Here is a 17238-nt window from a genome sequence, read left to right as displayed (position 1 = left end):
GAACATGTATCAAAGAGACTTTTTCAAACGAAAAACCATATCCCTAAAAAGAACTTATGTTTAAAGGTCTTTGACCCCATCCCAACACCATAGTGACTGGGCGAAGGGAGAAATTCAGCGAGAGACGCCTTTGAACCCGGAAAATTCCAATAAAAACTTCAATCGATTTTCCGGGCGAGACAGCGTCGCGAACTGAATTTCTCCCGCAGCCTTCATCCACTATGCCAAACCGTGCCCATTCGTGCACGGTTTTTGCTTGCCGCCAGATCGGGTATGATAATGATATAGATGCGCGAAGAAATTCAGAAGCAAAAGGAGGCGAACCATTTTGCCAGACCGAAAACTGCTGGACGAACTGTACCGCATGCGCGATTTTACCGGAGATGAAGATGACCTGGAAAGGTTTTCCGATATTTTAAATGAACTTGGCGAAAAGGCTTCGGCAGAAGTGATTACCGATCTATGCCGAATGCTGGAGGACGATATCATCGAACCCAGCGCCGCAGGAGATTTGCTGGAGACGATCTTTTACATTGCCGATCGCTGCGGCATTGAGCAAAGTATGCACTATTTGGCGCTCGGGGTCCCCGGTCTGTTTCCGCGCGCGGAAGGATGGGCCGTGCGTCTGCATCGCATGTTGCTCAACGCGGATCGATCGGGTTACCCTTATATCGAAGCCTACAGCGGCGCGCTTAAAAAAATTCCCGCGCGTGCCGCCCGGCGTGTCGTGAATACCTTGCTGGATATCAAACGAACCCAGCCGCAGCTGTATACGGAAAAGGTGGATTGTTTCACGGAAGCGCTGACTCGCGGCGAAGAGACAGGGGAAAATCGTACCTTCGCACCGAATTAGTACAGGGTTAACGCTAGTAGAAAGACGGAGGTGGAAGACGTGCCGATGATGCCCGAACAATTTATAGCTGCCTGGAATACGGCCGTGGACGGTCCGCTGCTGCGCTTCGACTGCGAGGCGTTGGAGTCCGTGCCGATCGCGGACGAGGCCAGGCGCTTTTTATGCCAAGCCGGGCTTCCCGCCGATTCGGCCCCGTATCTCGAATTTCGTTCTGGTGAAGGTCGGTTGTCCGATTTGAAAAGCGCTTTTGGCATGCCAAAGGAATACTCTGCTTACTGGCTGCTCGGAACGACAGGATATGGCGACCCCGTTTGCCTGAAAGCGGGCGGATCGGAAGTGGTCTGCATACGTATGGATCAGGGAGGAACGGAATGGTTTATCAACTCGTCCGTGCCGCGCTTTGCGGAGTTTCTGTTGATCTATGCGGAGATGGTGCAGCGAACGATCCGCGAGAACGGACCGGACGCTTTTTTGGAAAATAAAATCCCGCAGGATACGCTCAAATGGGTGGTGCAAGAATTCGGACGCATCGACCCGGCTGCTTTTGCTCAAGGTACGTTTTGGCGGGAAGAGGTCGAAGAGCGGCTTCAGTCGTAAAACGTCAAGCAAGAAACGGTCGCTTCGCCTTAAACGGCCTGGGCGAACGACGGTTATACATAAAAAAGCGGAAAAAGAACGCGGCGACTGTCGATTGTCCGGATATCGCCGTGCAACTAACCTGAAGCCTTATGCGTCTATAGCTTGAGCGAAATCGCCGAGCCGGATACGTCCGACGTTTAAGACAGGAGGGTTTTACCTATGAAAAGCAATCCAAAAAACGAAAAAAATATCCGACTTATACGGGGTAGCAAATCGCGTTCCCTGCTTGCGGCATTCGTCGCGGTCGGCGCGCTTCTAGCCGGATGCGCTTCGAATGCTTCGGCGCCTGCATCGAATCCCGAGCCGCAAGCGAGCGCCCAAACGGACGCTTCGCCGAAAGCCGCGGACACGACCACCGTTACGATCGCCGATCAAGCCGCCGAGAATCAAACGGAGTATCTCAAACCGGAATATTACGAAGGCAGCCTGATCCAGCCGGAGCAGATCGCGTTGTTCAACGAACTATTCCGCGCGCAACAAGCAGGCGACGCGGAAGCTTACGCTTCGTTGTTCACCCAGGAAGCTTCCGAAGCGGACAAAACGATCTCGTTCAAGGTAGACAAAGTCGAATGGCTGAACCTATACGGTCAAGATCAGGAAAAAAGCGGGATGTACCCGATCGGCGGAGTGGTTCAGGATCAAGAATCCGGCCAACAGCGTTCGATTCTGTATGTGCTCAAGCAGGAAAACGGAGATTGGAAAATCGACAGCATCCAGCAAGCAAGCGAAAGCTCGCAGATCGACGAAAGCGGTTATGCCGGAGATGCGCTGAAGATCGCGAAACTGATCAATGCCAGCGTAGCGTATCAAAATGAACAGGATGCCGAAGGATATGCCAGCTTGTACCCGCCGGATTCCGAAGCGGGCAAACTGGCGGCGGACGCTCCGAAAATCGGACACATCCAGGTCTTCGATATTCCCGACGCCGCGTCGGATACGATCATCGCGAACGTGGCGTACAAGATCGAAGGAGACAGCAAAGTTCAGGTCAATGCCTATATTTTCACGTATCAAGATGGAAAATGGTTCCTGTACGGGATCGACTGAGTATCGGCGATAGCTGTTTTGAAAAAGACGAAATCCTTCACCGACGGACAGTTTGCGTCCGTTCGGTGATTTTTTTCGCCATCTGATGCGGATTTGCGTTTTTTGTTGTAGGATAGAGTATGCGTCCCGCAAACGCGGGTGTGCATTACTGTGCAAAAGAATCGGAGGAAACAAAGTGGAAAGCGCAAACAAGCCGGGTGGCGAAAAGCTTCAAAAGAAACTGCTGCCGCGGCATATCAGCTTTATGGCAATGGGTGGCGTCATCGGAACCGGCATCTTCAAAGGGAGTGCCGAGACGATAGGACTTGCAGGGCCAGCCGTTGTACTCACCTACCTGTTCGGCGGCTTGCTGCTGCTGGTGGTGATGGGAGCGATCGCGGAATTGGCGAGCGTGTATCCCAACCGCAATATGAAAGAATTTATCCGTCAGGCATTTGGCCCGCGCCCGGCTTTTATCGTGGGTTGGCTGTATGCTTTTCTGATGCTCAGCGTCTGTGTCATCGAAGTTACGGCGGCAGGTTCGTTTTTGCAATATTGGATGCCGGGCGTTCCGCTGTGGGTGCTGAGTCTCGCCAGCGCGGCGCTGATTCTCGGCATCAACCGGATGAGCGTCGAAAGTTTCGGGGAAACGGAGTTCTGGTTGGCCGGCATCAAGATCGCGATGATCGTGGTGTTTATTATTTTGGGCGCCGGTCTGTTGTTCGGTCTGATTCCGGGCACAAGCGGCGAAGCTCCGGGGCTTACGAATTATTCCGCGCACGGCGGCTTTATGCCGAACGGCTGGCTGTCTATTTTCTCGGCGCTGCTGGTCGTGATGTTTTCCTACGGCGGTTCGGAGCTGATCGGGATGACGTTGACGGAAGCGAAAGACGCAGAGAAGGTCATGCCTAGAGTGGTTAAAAGTTTCATTTTGCGCGTCGTGCTCTTTTACACGTTGCCGATCCTGATCATTTGCGGACTTATTCCTTGGAATCAGCTGGCGGGGCAATCGAGTCCGTTCGTGCAGGTGTTGGAAGCGACAGGGCTGGGCGGCGCCGCTCATATCATCAACTTCATTCTGGTCATCGCCGTGCTGTCGGCAGCCAACTCCAGCATTTACGGCGCGACGCGGATGCTGCATTCGATGGCGGCCGTCGGAGAAGCGCCGAAAGCATTGGGCGTGACGACAGCCAAAGGCGTACCGGTCGGCAGTCTGCGTTTGTGCGCCGCGGTGCTGGTGCTGGGAGCGGTGATCGCTTTCGTCGCCCAAGATAATCTGTTCGCGATCTTGCTGGCGGTTCCGGGTTTTGTCGTGCTCGTCGTTTGGCTGTCGATCTGTTTGGCGCAGCTCAAGCTGCGGCCGCAGTATCCGACCCGTCCGACGTTCCGCATCTGGGGGTATCCGTACATCACGGCAATAACGGCGATCGTTTTGGCGGTCATCGCGGTGGGCTTCGTGATCGATCCGCAAAACCGTTTCAGTATCGGCATCTGTATCGGCGTGTTGGCGCTGCTTACGGTCTGGTCGATCTTGAAGTTCAAAAAGCCGGAACGATCGTAATGGGTTTGAAAAAGGTTGAAAAAACCGAAAAAGCCGATCCGTTTTTTTGTCCGGATCGGCTTTTAAGCGAGAGTTGTTGAAATAAGTGCGCAAATACACTTATTGGATTCGATTCGTTCCGGGATGTTCAAACAAATGCGAATCTGCACCTATTTCCAAAAGCCCGATCGGAGCCTGCTGCGATCCGGGCTTTTCGGGCTGCGCTTTCTGCGCCTATCTGTCTATCCGTGTATGTAGCAGGGTATACGGTACCGTCGCGCAATCCTTTACAGATACGATCCGAACCATTTTTTCGCCGCATCCCAATCGACGCCGAGATGTCCGCGCCAACCGGCGTACGGCATATCCAGATCGGAGCGTCCTTGCGTCGTGTCCAGATTCATGCCGGCTTCGACCATCGTTTCATGCTCGATCCAGCGATCGGTCACGATCGGTAGCGCGAGATTCGGCAGCACGCCTACCTGAGCCAGCGCATCAAGCAGGGCGCGCCGCGTGCCAGAATTACCTTTGACGACCTTTTCGGCGCTCAAACGCTTTTCCAATTTTCCCGGCGTTTCTTCGGCGTCCGCGCGATCGACGGCTTCCAACAAAAGCTTCAGCGCCGCCGCGTCTTCTTGCGTCGGATAAATCTCCGGCAGCTCCATCCGTTCGCTCAGGTCCGCATAGATGCCTAACGGAGAAGACCAATGATGTCCGATCCATAGCGATTCGCGGATATCCGACAGATTGGAACAGGTGCGAGCATCCAATTCGGAAAAACCGCATATTCCGCAAGAAGACAGTTTGCGCGCGGGACGGTACCCGTGTTCGGGTGCCAAATCCGCGAAACGCAAGCTCGTCAAGCCATTTACCCCGCGCCGATAGCGCCCGCTTGCCGCAGCCACGAATTCGCCGATCAGCCGATCCGGAGTGATCCGCTCGTTTTTCATCAGTCCGGCGATCGCGGGGATCAACTCGTCGTGTTTCAGCTCCGAGATATCGTTCGCTTTCCATTTGAGTTCATTCATGAAAGCATATTCGTCGGCAGACAGGATTTGATCATCGTACACCGTGACGCCGCGCTGACCATCATAAGTGCCGTTGTCGTACCGGTAAAGTTTTTTGAACAGGGCGATCCGTTTTTTGTAAGTTCCAAGGATATCGGTCATGAAAAAAACTCCTTTCGATTAGGACGTCCATTGCGCCGATGCGCGCTTCACCCATTGATCCGCTTGGCGCGTCGTTTCCGGCAATCGGTAGCGCGGCGCAAGCTTCAAGATCCAGTGGCAAGCATCTTCCTGCGATATCCGATGACCGGCAGACACGTAGACCGGTTTGACGCCGTTTTGCGTACGCAGGCAGTAGCCGATCGTTTCGCCGCGGTCAAGCAAAAGCGAAGTGCTGCCTCGTTCGTCACCGGGTTCTTCGTATTCGCCGATCAGCCGCGTTTTGCCGCAGCCGATCGTCGGCGTATCGAGCAGCAACCCCAGATGGCTCGCCAGTCCGAACCTTCGCGGATGCGCAACGCCTTGCCCGTCGCACACGATCAGGTCCGGCATCGCTTCAAGACGCTCGAACGCTTCAAGCACCGGAGGCAGTTCGCGAAACGAAAACAACCCCGGAATATACGGAAAAGAAGGCTTGCCTGACGCGGAAGCCGTTTCCGTCACTTCGAGCGTGTCCGCGTCCAGCACGACGACGGCGGCGATCAGCCGATCGTCATTTTTGTCGTACGCCACGTCCACGCCCGCCACCCTGCGTACCGCGAAGCGCTCCGGCGTTTCCAGCGACACTTTGCCCGCCCATTCCTGTTGCAGCGTGATCGCTTCTTGTTCGCTCAAATCCCAAGCGTGCTTCATTGCCGATCGTATGACGTTCTCCTCCCTTGATTCAAGTAGATCAACAAAAACAAAAATGCCGCCGCGAACGAACCCGTAATGATCCAGATCGGTATCCGGGGATCGAGCGTATATGCCCAGCCTCCCACAATACCCGCCGGAGACGTCAGCAGCAAGATCACAACCGACAGCATCGAGAATACTTTGGCTCTTTTTTCGTCGTCGATCGAATTCTGCACCGCCGCTTCCAGATACGGCGAGCTGATCATCAATCCGACAGCCGCAAGCACCGTACTCAGACCGATCCAAGCCAGATTCGACGTGGGCCAGACGACCAGCATCACGTTCGACAATACCGACAACGCGAACCCCGCCATCATCGAACGCGTTTCGCCTTCGGCGGGAATCTTCGGCATGATGAACCAGAGCGCAAGCAGCATGACGATCGAAGAGACGGCGGGCACGAGCGAGATCAGTCCGCTGTCCACCTTCAGATAATCGGCCAGATAGAGCGAAAGATACGTCGTTTTGAGCGTCATCTGGAAGTTGAACAAGATATACACGACGAAGATCAGCATGAGGCTACGGCTGGCGAACAGATCGCGGATCGCGCCGCTGTAATCGATCATGCTCTTTTTGAGTCCGAGCTGTTTCGTTTCCTGCATTTTCCGATAACCCATTTCCGTTTCTTTTGTGGTGATATGCCGTCCGATAAACTGGAAGGTCATCAGCACCGAACACATCACGTACATGATCCGGGTTCCGCCTACCAGACCGTAATGATCGACGAGCAAACCGCCGAGCGGAGCGAACAGCCCGCCGATCACGCCGATGATCTGAAGCAGCGTAAAGACATAGGTTCGGTCTTTCTTCGGCGTGTCCTCAACGATCAGACAATAGAAAGCGACGTGCGGAACCCGCTGAAGTCCGTTGATGAATGTCGCAATTACGAAGAACCAGATATTTTGCGAAAAAGCGAAGATCAACATCGCCACGCTCCAACTGAGCACGTCGAAGGTGAGAATGGCGCGTTTGCGTCCCATTCGGTCGGTCAGGTATCCGCTCATAAAAGCCGACATTACCTGCACCATCAGCCCAAGCGTCGTGATCCAGCCGATATTCGTTTCGCTTACGCCAAGCTCGTACATGTACAGCGTGGCGTAGGTCGCCATCATGCTGTACGGAATCAGGAAAAAAGGCTCGAAAGCGAGACAGCCCCGGCTATTGCCGCGAAGTCTCGGGAAAAGCGTTCTTGCCATGCGGGATTTCCTCCGGTGTCGTCATATTGAAATTAAAGCGTTCCCAAAAAAACACCCAGTCTCTAAAAGGAAGGGTGTTTGCCAATTCTATGTAAGCTCGTATCCCCATTGTTGCAGCTCTTCAGCTACTTCGTCGATCGTTCGGTTGCCTTGGGCAGCCTCCATAACGACGCGCTCATATAAAAACTCGGGCATCGTTATCGACCAGCCGTTACGTAGTAAGAATACGTGACAGGCAAAGCCTCAGTTCGTTTATTAGCATCGAAGAACATATGGGAGCGGGCAATCAACACCAGATAAGCAGCTGCTTTAGAAAAAAGATCCGGATACGTTTCCTGACCGAATACGACTTCGAATGGCTGTTGGGCTATGAAGTCAAGACAGCCGGGATCTTTCGTACCCCGAACTCCTCCGTGCTCAGCAATCATATCGTCGTGTAATTGCTGAATGTCTTCGGTTGTCAGTTCAATCATGCTTTGGAGAGACGCTCATAAGTCTTGCCGTACTGCTTTTTCGACAAATCCATAGCCTCTTTCAGCGTCAGCGGCTTTTTATTCTTCGTATCATGCTTGATTTGTGCCATTTGAATTTCTCCTTTGCTGGTAGTTTACCACGCTCCCGATGGGTTAAACAAGAAACTATGGCTGAACGAACCTGATCTATAGAAGTTGCTTTCTGATCGTCCAGCTTGGCCCGAGTCGTTCGATAAGATCAACGCAGCGTTAAATAAGCGGGTTCGTGTTATCGACCACAAAAGGCTGCTTCGCTTCGAGAAAAGCTTGTACCAGCAGTTTTTCCCGATCCAGATAAACGAAGCGGTTGATATAATCCCGATCTTGCGAAAAGACAGGCGTGTCCAGATCGGCTTCCCATCTGCGACGCACAGCCGTGCCTTTTAAGAAGGTGTGGAAGTGGCAAAGAACCGACGATTCGAATATCGTCGGTTCAAGTTGCTCTCGAAAGTTACGTGGGCGTGGGAAGCGAGAAGGCTCCGAGAAAAATTGCCAGCATATGCTTCCGAAGTGCATTTCTTCGAAATGCTTTAGGTCGCGTGTTGAAATCGAGAAAAAGGATTAAATTTTAGCGGAATTTTCTCGATTTCAAAGGCGAACATTTCATTCCTCCACTGAATTTTTCTCTCCGCCTTCTCGCTTCCAGCGACGTCGAAGTTTCTCGATACATCGAACCGACGATTCGATATCGTCGATTTTCTGATCGGTAAGTAATAGATAAGACAAAGAATAAAGAATGATCAGGCTTCAGTCAGCAGTTTGTCCGCCGCGATCGCCAGGAAAGCTTTGGCGGCGACCAGCAGGGCGCGTTCGTCGATATCGAAACGCGGGTGGTGGTGCGGGAACGCGGTGTCTTCGCTTTCGTTTTGCGAGCCGACGTTGAAGAAGTTGCCCGGGCGATGCTGGAGGTAATAGGCGAAGTCTTCCGCGCCCATCGAAGCGTCGACGCCGAACAGTGCTTCTTCGCCGAACTGGCGAGTGAAGATGTCGCGGACTTCTTCGGCTTGTTGCGGCGGATTGACGAGTGCCGGATAGCCGTTTACGTAGTCCAGCTCATACGTCGCGTGTTCGGCCAGCGTGATGCCGTGGATCATGTCGCGGATATCGCGTTCGAGCTGTTTGCGTACGTCCGGATCGAAGCTGCGCACGGTGCCTTCGATTTTGGCTTTATCGGCGATGACGTTGAATGCCGCGCCCGCCTGGAATACGCCTACGGTCACGACGGCCGAATGCAGCGGGTTGATATGGCGCGCCACGATATGCTGAAGCGAAGTGACGAGCTGGCTGCCGACGACGATCGCGTCGACGGTCTGATGCGGCTTCGCGCCGTGTCCGCCTTTGCCTTGCACGACGATGGAGAACGAATCGACCGCCGCCATCGACGGGCCGGACGAGACGGACAGCTTGCCCAGCGGCATATAGCTCGCCAGATGCGCGCCGTACACTTCATCGATGCCTTCGAGCGCTCCGGCTTCGATCATGGCGATCGCGCCGCCTGGCAGCTTTTCTTCGGCATGTTGGAAAATAAAGCGCAGGTTGCCTTTGAGATCGCTTTGGCGATCGGCCAGAACTTTAGCGACGCCGAGCAGCGTGGACGTATGGCCGTCGTGTCCGCAAGCGTGCATCACGCCGGGATTGTTCGATTTATAAGGAACGTCGTTTTCTTCGTCGATCGGCAGCGCGTCGAAATCGGCGCGGAACGCGATCGCGGGGCCGGGATGCGCGCCTTTGAGATCGGCGAGAATGCCGTTGCCGCCTACGCCCGTACGTACGTCGTAACCGAATCCGGTCAACGTTTCCGCGATAAAGCGGGCCGTGTTCGTTTCCTGAAACGACAATTCCGGGTTGGCGTGCATATGGCGGCGCCATTCCACGATTTGTTCGTATTCGCCTTCAAGGCGTTCGATCCATTGGTCTTTGGTCTGTGTGGTCATGTGATCGGTCCTCCCGCGGTATGTAATGAAATGATGGGCTGGCAAGCTTCTACATATGGTTTTCAAAATATCACTTTCCCAATCAAGCGTCAAATGCAGAAAAGAGTCCGAAAAGCGCGAAAACGAAGCATACCGGATGTTTGAAGGTGTTAAATTTTATTTTTCCGAGTTAAAAACTATGATTTAGATAGAAAAGAAAAAATGATCATGTGACTTTTTTCGACAATATCCTTTAAAAAACCGGGACGAAAGACCGATAATAAAACATAGAAACCGAAAAGGTAGGCGAGTTGCCGAATTCGATTCGTAACAGAAGATCATCCAAATTTATTCGGGGAGCAAAAAACCATGAGAGTCAGAACCAAACTATTTGCCGTTATTTTAATGCTGATTGTCGTGTTGATCGGCAGCGGCGTACTGTCGTTGGTCGCGATCAACAGCAGCTTGCGCAACGCGTCGCTTTTGGAGCACAAACTGGAAACGCAAAAATTCCTGAAACAGCTGCAATACCGATTGACCGGGCTGGCTAACGACGAGCGCGGCTATTTGCTGACCGGCGATACCGAGTTTGCCGACGGTATGGGAAAAAAGACGACGGAGATTCGCGGTCTTTTGGAATCGGAAGCGCTCCTGTTGCAAGGAGACGATCTGGATTCGCTGCAAAAAATCGGAACCGAGTTGGATGAAATGATCGAACTGAACGGTCAGGTTCTTCAGCTTGTCGGGGGCGGGCAGCTGCAGCAGGCAGAGGATCTGCATTTCGGCGAAGAGCGCACGCTGCGCAAAGAACAGGTCGATCCGGCCGTCAACGAATTCGTCGATCGGCTCGATCAGGAAGTGACCGCCATGAAAACCGAGAACGAAAGCCAGGCGAAACTGAATCAAAGCATTTTGCTCGGCGTCGTGCTTACAGCCGTGGTTGCCGGGCTTGCTTTGGGCTTATGGCTGCTGCGTTCCATCATGCGGCCGCTGACGCTGCTCGAACGCAGAATGAGCGAGATCGCGGAAGGCGATGCCGATCTGACTAGCCGGATCGAGTGGGATAAAAAAGACGAATTCGGTCGCCTGGCAGGCAGTTTCAATCGTTTTGTCGGCTCGCTGCGGGATATGATGGCCAGAGTCGGCGAAGCGTCGGAACATCTGGCTTCGGCGTCCGAGCAGTTTTCCGCCAGTGCGGAGCAGTCCAAATCGACTTCGCATCAGGTAGCGGCTGCCATGCAGCAAATCGCGGAGCGCGCAGGGGAGCAGACGCAGACGGTTGGACAAAGCACGGAGTCGGCAAAAGAAACCCTGGAAAAAATTACGCAGATTGCCGCTTCGACGGCAGAAGTCGCGGCCTTTTCACGGGATATGAGCCGCCAGGCAGCCGAAGGCGAGCAAGCGATCGTACAGATCGACGAGCAGATGAGCGATATCAAAACGGCCGTGGTCGAAGCGGACGAGCGGATCGCGAAGCTTGCCGTTCACGCGGAACAGATCGACGCGATCACTTCGCTGATCAACGAGATTTCGGCGCAGACGAATTTGCTTTCGCTGAATGCTTCTATTGAAGCGGCTCGCGCAGGCGAGGCTGGACGCGGTTTTACAATCGTAGCCGGCGAGGTGAAAAAGCTTGCCGAGCAATCGGCCGATTCGACGCGCGAGATCCGGGAGTTGGTCGCCAGCATTAAGGGCGAGACGCAGGCGGCGATGGAAAAAATGCACGATGTCAAGACTCGCGTCGAGGAAGGCGCGGGCGTGACCCATCATGGCGCGCAGCAGTTCGGCGGCATTTTGCACGCGATCGGCGAAGTGTCGGATCGGACGGAAGCGATGGCGGCTTCGACCGCGCAGGTGCATGACGGCTTCGCCGATGTCTCGCGTTCGATGGAGGACGTCAGCTCGGGCACGCAAGAGATTTCCGGCGGCACGCAGGAGATCGCGGCCGCGACGGAGGAGCAGTTGGCGGCAGGGGAAGAGATGCTGCACGGAGCGTCGTCGTTGAATCGGTTGGCGGACGAATTACGCTTGCTTGTGGGGCGGTTTAAGGTTTAGGTCAAAAGCAACGCAAAAGCGGCGATGGCTTGGCTGATCGCCGCTTTTTCTTTTCGCAACACGGCGGAAGCGTGCAGGGGGTTGAGCAGGCGCAGCAGTTCGGCGCGCTCCGCGTGGCCGTTCGGACTAGTAAGTAAGGCTGAAATTTGATCTTCATACAGCATGCCGATTGCGGATACGGCGGTCATTTGGAGAGCGTCGGCGCTTTGCAGCCAGCGGATATCCCTTTCCCGGTAGAGTGCTAAATTTGGAATTGTAAATTAAATTGCTCTAAATAAAATTTTAAAAAATTTGTGAAGAGGTGTTTAAATACTTACTAACTGGGCTATAATAGCTAGTAGATAGTAAGAACTAGATCTAAAGACCTTTTTCGAACATAGAGCTGTCGGAATAGAGAGAAAGACGGCTTGTTTTTAACTGCTATGCAGGTCTAAAGTTCCTTTTTACTCTCAATCACGATAAAAGAGGTGCGAATTAATGAAAAACCGATTTAAAATGCTGGTCGGAAGTTTATTCACCCGGATTCTGGCTGCTGCCGTGCTCGGTATGCTGCTTCCTACCGTTTTGAATTTCGTATTGATGAGCGATTTCGTTCAGCAGGCCAATGTATGGCGAATCGGACCGTTGGTCGTGTCGGTGTTCGGATTCGTTGTGTCTTTCGTTTTGTTATTCTTTATTGTAAAAGGGATCGTTCGTCCTATTCAAGCGGCTACGGCCCAGTTGGATAAAATGGCGGACGGCGACTATACGCAAAAATTGCCCGAAAAGTATTTGAAGCGCAATGACGAAACAGGAACGCTCAACCGTGCGGTAGATCGGATGCACAAAGCGGCGCGGATGCTGCTCGGCAGCGTGTCCCGCGAAGCAACCGAATTGAAAGACGCTACCGCGATCGCCCAAAGTAAGTTTATCGGGATGGAACAGTCGCTGGCAGGCGTGTCCTCGACGACCGAACAGATGTCGGCAGGGATGCAGCAAACGGCAGCTTCCGCGGAAGAGATCGACGCGTCGACGCAGGAGTTCGAACGCGCGGTCGGCTCGATCGCCAAGCGTGCCGAAGAAGGCGCCGAGCAGGCAGGGCAAGTCAGCATGCGCGCGATGGAAGCTCAAGAGAATCTAACGGAGTCGGTTGAAGTGACCACCAAAGTCTACACGGACGTCAAAACGCAATTGGAACGCGCATTGGAAGAATCGCATTCCGTGAACATGATCCGCGAGCTGGCCGATTCGATCCTCCAGATCGCGCAACAGACCAATCTGCTCGCGCTCAATGCTTCGATCGAAGCGGCAAGAGCCGGAGAAGCGGGCAAAGGCTTTGCGGTCGTCGCCGACGAAATCCGCAAGCTGGCCGATGCTTCGAAGCAATCGGTCGGACAGATCCATACCGTCACCGAAAAAGTGGTCGGTTCGGTCGACAACCTTCAGCACCAGACCGGCCGCCTGCTGGAATTGATGACGAAAGAGATCGCGAACGATTACCAAATGATGCAAAGCAACGCCGACTCTTATTTGCAGGACGCGCTCTACATCGAAAACATGGTTTCCGACTTCAGCGCGACGAGCGAGCAGCTTAGTGCCTCGATACAAAATCTGTCCAAAGCGATCAGCGAAATCGCGGCAGCCAACGGCGAAGCGGCCAACGGCACGGAAACGATTTTCGAACAGGCTTCCCATGTGCTGGCCATGTCCGGCGAAGTCGCCGTTCAAGCGCGCCGTACAGGCGAAAGCTCGAAGCGTCTGGACGAACTTGCCGCTCTGTTCCGGTTCGATGATCCGCGAGACGGAGCATTCGTCGAAACGGCCCAATCGGCCGCGCAGCGCGAAACCGAGAAAAAGCCGGTTCGCAAACCGAGCCTTGTCTGAAGACATCGGAAAGCCGTCAAAGCCAGGAAATTAGCGAGGTCCTTAGGGACTTCGCTTTTTTGTTGGGTTTTGGCTGTTCATCCAAGCCCGTGTTGGCGTGCGTTTGATCTGCGAGATGTGCCTAATTGTGAAATAATTGTTACAATACTACGGATAGGCGTTGCATCGATCCGTCGATCGCGCCCAAGAATCGAAAAAGCGAGGTACACAATCATGATTATCAAACCAAGAACGCGCGGATTCATTTGCACGACAGCCCATCCGGACGGTTGCGCCGCGCAGGTTCAGCAGCAGATCGACTATATCGCGGCCAAGCCGCGTCTCGAAGGACCCCGAAACGTGCTTGTGATCGGAGCTTCGACAGGCTACGGCTTGGCTGCACGGATCGCGGCGGCTTTCGGCTCGGGAGCCGCAACCGTTGGCGTATACCGCCCGAGTAAAAGCAGTGAGACGCGCACCGCGTCCGCAGGTTGGTACAATTCGGCCGCATTCGAACAAAAAGCGGCCGAAGCCGGACTCCGTTCGTTCAGCGTAACGGGCGATGCTTTTTCGGACGAAACCAAAGCCAAAACGGTAGAAACGATCAAATCGGAGCTGGGACAAGTTGATTTGGTCGTGTACAGCGTCGCTTCTGCGCGCCGTACGAATCCGAAAACGGGCGAAACGGTCAATTCCGTGCTCAAGCCGATCGGTGCGTCCTACACGAACAAAACCGTCGATTTCCACACCGGCGAAGTGAGTGAAGTGACGCTCGATCCGGCAACGGACGAGGAAGTTGCGGCGACCGTGGAAGTGATGGGCGGCGACGATTGGCAGCTGTGGATCGAAGCGCTGCGTGACGGCGGCGTATTGGCGGACGGCGCCACCACGATCGCATACTCGTACATCGGCCCCGATCTGACGCAGCCGATTTACCGCGAAGGCTCGATCGGACGGGCGAAAGACGATCTGGAGGCGACGGCGCACCGGATCGGCGGTCAACTGGCAGCAAACGGCGGACGTGCTTTCGTATCGGTCAGCAAGGCATTGGTCACGCAATCCAGCTCGGCCATTCCGGTCGTTCCGCTGTATGTATCGGTTCTTTATAAGATTATGAAGGAAAAAGGACTCCACGAAGGCTGCATCGAGCAGACGTATCGATTGTTCGCGGAGCGCCTTTACGCAGCAGGGGACGTTCCCGTGGACGATGCAGGCCGTATCCGTATCGACGATTGGGAAATGCGCAGCGATGTGCAGGCGGAAGTCGAACAGATCTGGGCACGCATTTCATCGGAAAACATCGAAGAGCTGAGCGACCTGTCGGGCTATCGCAAAGAGTTCTTCCAGCTATTCGGCTTTGAAACGGAAGGTATTGATTACGAAGTCGATACAAACCCGGTGGTGGACATGCCCGCAGGTAGTGAACGTCAACAATAAAACAGTCGGTCTGAACCGGATCGATAGTCGGGAAAAGAATAACGGACAGTCCGCGTGAAAGCGGCTGTCCGTTTTTGCGTTGGGTCGGCTTCAGTTAGTGAACGGGTTACGCGCAACAATAGCCTTTCATAAATGAAGCATCCGATCAGGACTCGTACACTTTTTTCAACAATCCAGCCAGCAGGGCTTCTTCTTCCATACTCAGGTTGCGGGTGATGGCAGCGTTATGTTCTTCCATCAATCGCAGCAGGGTAGGGAGGAAATCGAGTCCTTTTTGCGTGGGATAAAGCAGATAAGCTCGGCGATCCTGTTCATCGGCGACTCGCTCGATATATCCTTCCTGCTCCAGATGCTGCACTGCGCGTGCGGTCGTGGCTTTATCGAACTTGAGGTCAAGCGTGAGCTGATCCTGACGAATGCCGGGATGAAGCAGTACATTTTTGAGAAACGCATGTTGGCCGCCGCCGCCCAGCCCGTAAGGCTTGAGGACTTGCGACAGCTGTTTCTGATTTTGCCGGTAAAGGATCGAAATCCATCGGCCGATCGGATGTTGTTCGGACATGCCGGGGTAGACTCCTTTCTTGAAACGCAGCGGATCAGCAGCAGGCTGTCCGCTTGGATACCGTACGTTTGATAAACGCTATATCAAAAAGTGTAACGAATATTGGTTGCGTTCGCAACCTTTTTGGCGTACACTGTACGAGTCAACTCGTTGCGTGCGCAACCAATAAGCGGAGGTGTAAACGTGAACCCGGCCATTTCTTCGTATCAGGACGATCCGCAGGTGCAGCAGCGCCGCTGGCGTATCCTGATTATTTTGAATTTATTTACGTTCATGGCGACGCTCGACGGAAGTATCGTCAATGTGGCGCTGCCTACCATCACCGCCGACCTCGGCTTGCAGCTCGGACATGCGCAGTGGGTGTCCAGCATCTACTTGATGGCGATCTGTTCGTTTATTTTGCTGTTCGGTCGGCTGGGCGATATTTTCGGCAAGATTCGCATTTTCCGTATCGGCACGATCGTTTTCGTCGCCGGCTCGCTGCTGTGCGGCCTTAGCGGATCGTTGGCGACGTTGATCGCGGCGCGCATCATTCAGGCGATCGGCGCGTCTATGACGATGGCGAACAGCCAGGGCATCGTCACCGACATCTTCCCGGCCAACGAACGCGGCAAGGCGCTCGGATTGGTCGGTACGTTCGTCTCGCTGGGCAGTATCGCGGGACCGGGAATCGGCGGGATCATGGTCAGTTCGCTCGGATGGGAGTCGATCTTCTGGATCAACGTGCCGATCGGCGCGATCGCGATTTTGCTCGGAGCGAAGCTGCTGCCCGGCGATATCCGTACTTCGAAAAAAAGTATCGACGGCGGCGGAAGTCTGTTGTTTGCCGGATTCATCGTCTCGCTGATCGCGGCTATTCTGCTCGGTCAGGAGATCGGCTATGGCGACTGGCGCATTATCGGATTGTTGGTGTTCGCGGTTGCCGCGTTCCTGGTATTCTTGCGCGTGGAATCGCGAATGAGGGAGCCGATGCTGGATTTGAGCTTGTTCCGTAATCCGTTGTTCACCTTGAGCATTCTATGCGGCTTCCTCGTGTTCGTGAGCATGTTCTGTTATAACATCATCGCGCCGTTCTACCTGCAATCGATCGTCGGCTTATCGCCAAGAAATGCAGGCTGGATGATGATGATTTATCCGCTGATCATGGTCGTCGTGGCTCCGCTCAGCGGCGCGATGTCGGATCGGTTCGGCTCGGAATGGCTGACGTTTATCGGCCTGCTGCTGATGGTCGGCGCGCAGGCGGGTTTGGCTTCGCTCCATGAAGGCAGCACGCTGGTCGCGGTCGGCGGCTTTATCGCGCTGCTCGGTCTGGGCGGCGGTATGTTCCAGTCGCCGAACAACTCGCTTGTGATGTCGACCGTTCCGCGTCCGCGCCTCGGCGTAGCGGGCAGCGTCAATTCGCTGATCCGTAACCTCGGCATGGTGGTCGGGATCGCGGTCGCGACGACTACGCTGTTCGGCGTCATGAGCAATCAGGCGGGATACCGCGTAACCGGCCTTATTCCGGATCGCCCGGACATTTTCCTTACGGGTATGCATATCGTCTTTACCGTTTCCGCATCGATTTGCGTGGTCGGCGCATTGCTGACCGGATGGCGGTTGCTGACGCGCAAACGGCGGAGAGACGAAGACGGGGAAGAGCGGAGTCAGGGAAAAGGAGCAGTAGCGAAAGCTTGAAAACACTTCTGATGCTAAGATTCATAGTTAAAGGCGACTTACATTGACGAAGAAGCAACGTAGAATCCGAAATTCAACCTTTTGA

General features: G+C 54.2%; 16 protein-coding genes. 8 read left to right on the top strand and 8 right to left on the bottom strand.

All coding sequences use genetic code 11. From position 1 onward, the window contains the following. Positions 1-328 precede the first annotated feature (328 nt). The 4 genes from WKI47_RS04845 (at position 329) to WKI47_RS04830 (ending at position 4079) form a co-directional block, all read left to right on the top strand. Positions 329-853, top strand: a complete 525-nt coding sequence (locus tag WKI47_RS04845; RefSeq protein ID WP_340226034.1) for a hypothetical protein — start codon at positions 329-331, stop codon at positions 851-853. 45 nt (positions 854-898) lie between these two features. Then, positions 899-1450: an SUKH-4 family immunity protein gene (locus WKI47_RS04840; protein ID WP_340226207.1), complete on the top strand. Its 552-nt coding sequence runs from the start codon at positions 899-901 to the stop codon at positions 1448-1450. A gap of 201 nt (positions 1451-1651) precedes the next feature. After that, positions 1652-2539: a hypothetical protein gene (locus WKI47_RS04835; RefSeq protein WP_340226033.1), complete on the top strand. Its 888-nt coding sequence runs from the start codon at positions 1652-1654 to the stop codon at positions 2537-2539. A gap of 244 nt (positions 2540-2783) precedes the next feature. Then, positions 2784-4079, top strand: coding sequence for an amino acid permease (locus tag WKI47_RS04830; protein ID WP_340226206.1), 1296 nt, complete (start codon positions 2784-2786; stop codon positions 4077-4079). A gap of 266 nt (positions 4080-4345) precedes the next feature. Here the strand turns inward: WKI47_RS04830 and WKI47_RS04825 are convergent, their stop codons facing one another. The 6 genes from WKI47_RS04825 to WKI47_RS04800 form a co-directional block, all read right to left on the bottom strand. Next, positions 4346-5227 carry a hypothetical protein gene (locus WKI47_RS04825; protein WP_340226032.1) on the bottom strand — a complete coding sequence of 294 codons (882 nt, stop codon included), beginning with the start codon at positions 5225-5227 and terminating at the stop codon, positions 4346-4348. A gap of 18 nt (positions 5228-5245) precedes the next feature. Continuing rightward, positions 5246-5929, bottom strand: a complete 684-nt coding sequence (gene nfi / locus WKI47_RS04820; protein ID WP_425355433.1) for a deoxyribonuclease V — start codon at positions 5927-5929, stop codon at positions 5246-5248. Beyond that, on the bottom strand, positions 5914-7155 hold the full coding sequence (locus WKI47_RS04815) for an MFS transporter (protein ID WP_340226030.1): 1242 nt from the start codon (positions 7153-7155) through the stop codon (positions 5914-5916). Before WKI47_RS04815 ends, nfi begins: the two co-directional genes overlap by 16 nt. 197 nt (positions 7156-7352) lie before the next feature. After that, the gene (locus tag WKI47_RS04810) at positions 7353-7628 is read right to left on the bottom strand and encodes a type II toxin-antitoxin system death-on-curing family toxin (protein ID WP_340226029.1); all 276 of its coding nucleotides are present in this window, start codon (positions 7626-7628) and stop codon (positions 7353-7355) included. A 249-nt stretch (positions 7629-7877) separates the two neighbouring features. After that, positions 7878-8039 (bottom strand): hypothetical protein, encoded by a 162-nt coding sequence (locus WKI47_RS04805; RefSeq protein ID WP_340226028.1) that lies wholly within the window; start codon positions 8037-8039, stop codon positions 7878-7880. Between the two features lie 368 nt (positions 8040-8407). Beyond that, the gene (locus tag WKI47_RS04800) at positions 8408-9601 is read right to left on the bottom strand and encodes an amidohydrolase (protein ID WP_340226027.1); all 1194 of its coding nucleotides are present in this window, start codon (positions 9599-9601) and stop codon (positions 8408-8410) included. 348 nt (positions 9602-9949) lie between these two features. On the opposite strand from WKI47_RS04800, the gene WKI47_RS04795 reads away from it, so the two are divergent. After that, positions 9950-11635, top strand: coding sequence for a methyl-accepting chemotaxis protein (locus WKI47_RS04795; protein ID WP_340226026.1), 1686 nt, complete (start codon positions 9950-9952; stop codon positions 11633-11635). On the opposite strand, the gene WKI47_RS04790 is transcribed toward WKI47_RS04795, so the two are convergent. Next, positions 11632-11823: a hypothetical protein gene (locus tag WKI47_RS04790; RefSeq protein WP_340226025.1), complete on the bottom strand. Its 192-nt coding sequence runs from the start codon at positions 11821-11823 to the stop codon at positions 11632-11634. The genes WKI47_RS04795 and WKI47_RS04790 overlap by 4 nt on opposite strands. Before the next feature lie 289 nt (positions 11824-12112). Between WKI47_RS04790 and WKI47_RS04785 the strand changes: the two genes are divergently transcribed. After that, positions 12113-13498, top strand: coding sequence for a methyl-accepting chemotaxis protein (locus tag WKI47_RS04785; protein ID WP_340226024.1), 1386 nt, complete (start codon positions 12113-12115; stop codon positions 13496-13498). 213 nt (positions 13499-13711) lie between these two features. Continuing rightward, positions 13712-14914 carry an enoyl-ACP reductase FabV gene (gene fabV / locus WKI47_RS04780; RefSeq protein ID WP_340226023.1) on the top strand — a complete coding sequence of 401 codons (1203 nt, stop codon included), beginning with the start codon at positions 13712-13714 and terminating at the stop codon, positions 14912-14914. Positions 14915-15059: 145 nt separating this feature from the next. On the opposite strand, the gene WKI47_RS04775 is transcribed toward fabV, so the two are convergent. Beyond that, entirely contained in the window at positions 15060-15476 is a 417-nt protein-coding gene (locus tag WKI47_RS04775; RefSeq protein WP_340226022.1) for a MarR family winged helix-turn-helix transcriptional regulator, read from the bottom strand. Between the two features lie 183 nt (positions 15477-15659). Here WKI47_RS04775 and WKI47_RS04770 point away from each other — a divergent pair, with 183 nt between their 5' ends. After that, positions 15660-17153, top strand: a complete 1494-nt coding sequence (locus tag WKI47_RS04770; RefSeq protein WP_340226021.1) for an MFS transporter — start codon at positions 15660-15662, stop codon at positions 17151-17153. Positions 17154-17238 lie beyond the last annotated feature (85 nt).

Source organism: Saccharibacillus sacchari (genome assembly GCF_037722395.1).
In the GTDB taxonomy this organism is placed as follows: domain Bacteria; phylum Bacillota; class Bacilli; order Paenibacillales; family Paenibacillaceae; genus Saccharibacillus; species Saccharibacillus sacchari_A.
The sequence above is the reverse complement of the archived record's forward strand: the minus strand, read 5'-3'. Positions and strand labels throughout refer to the sequence as shown.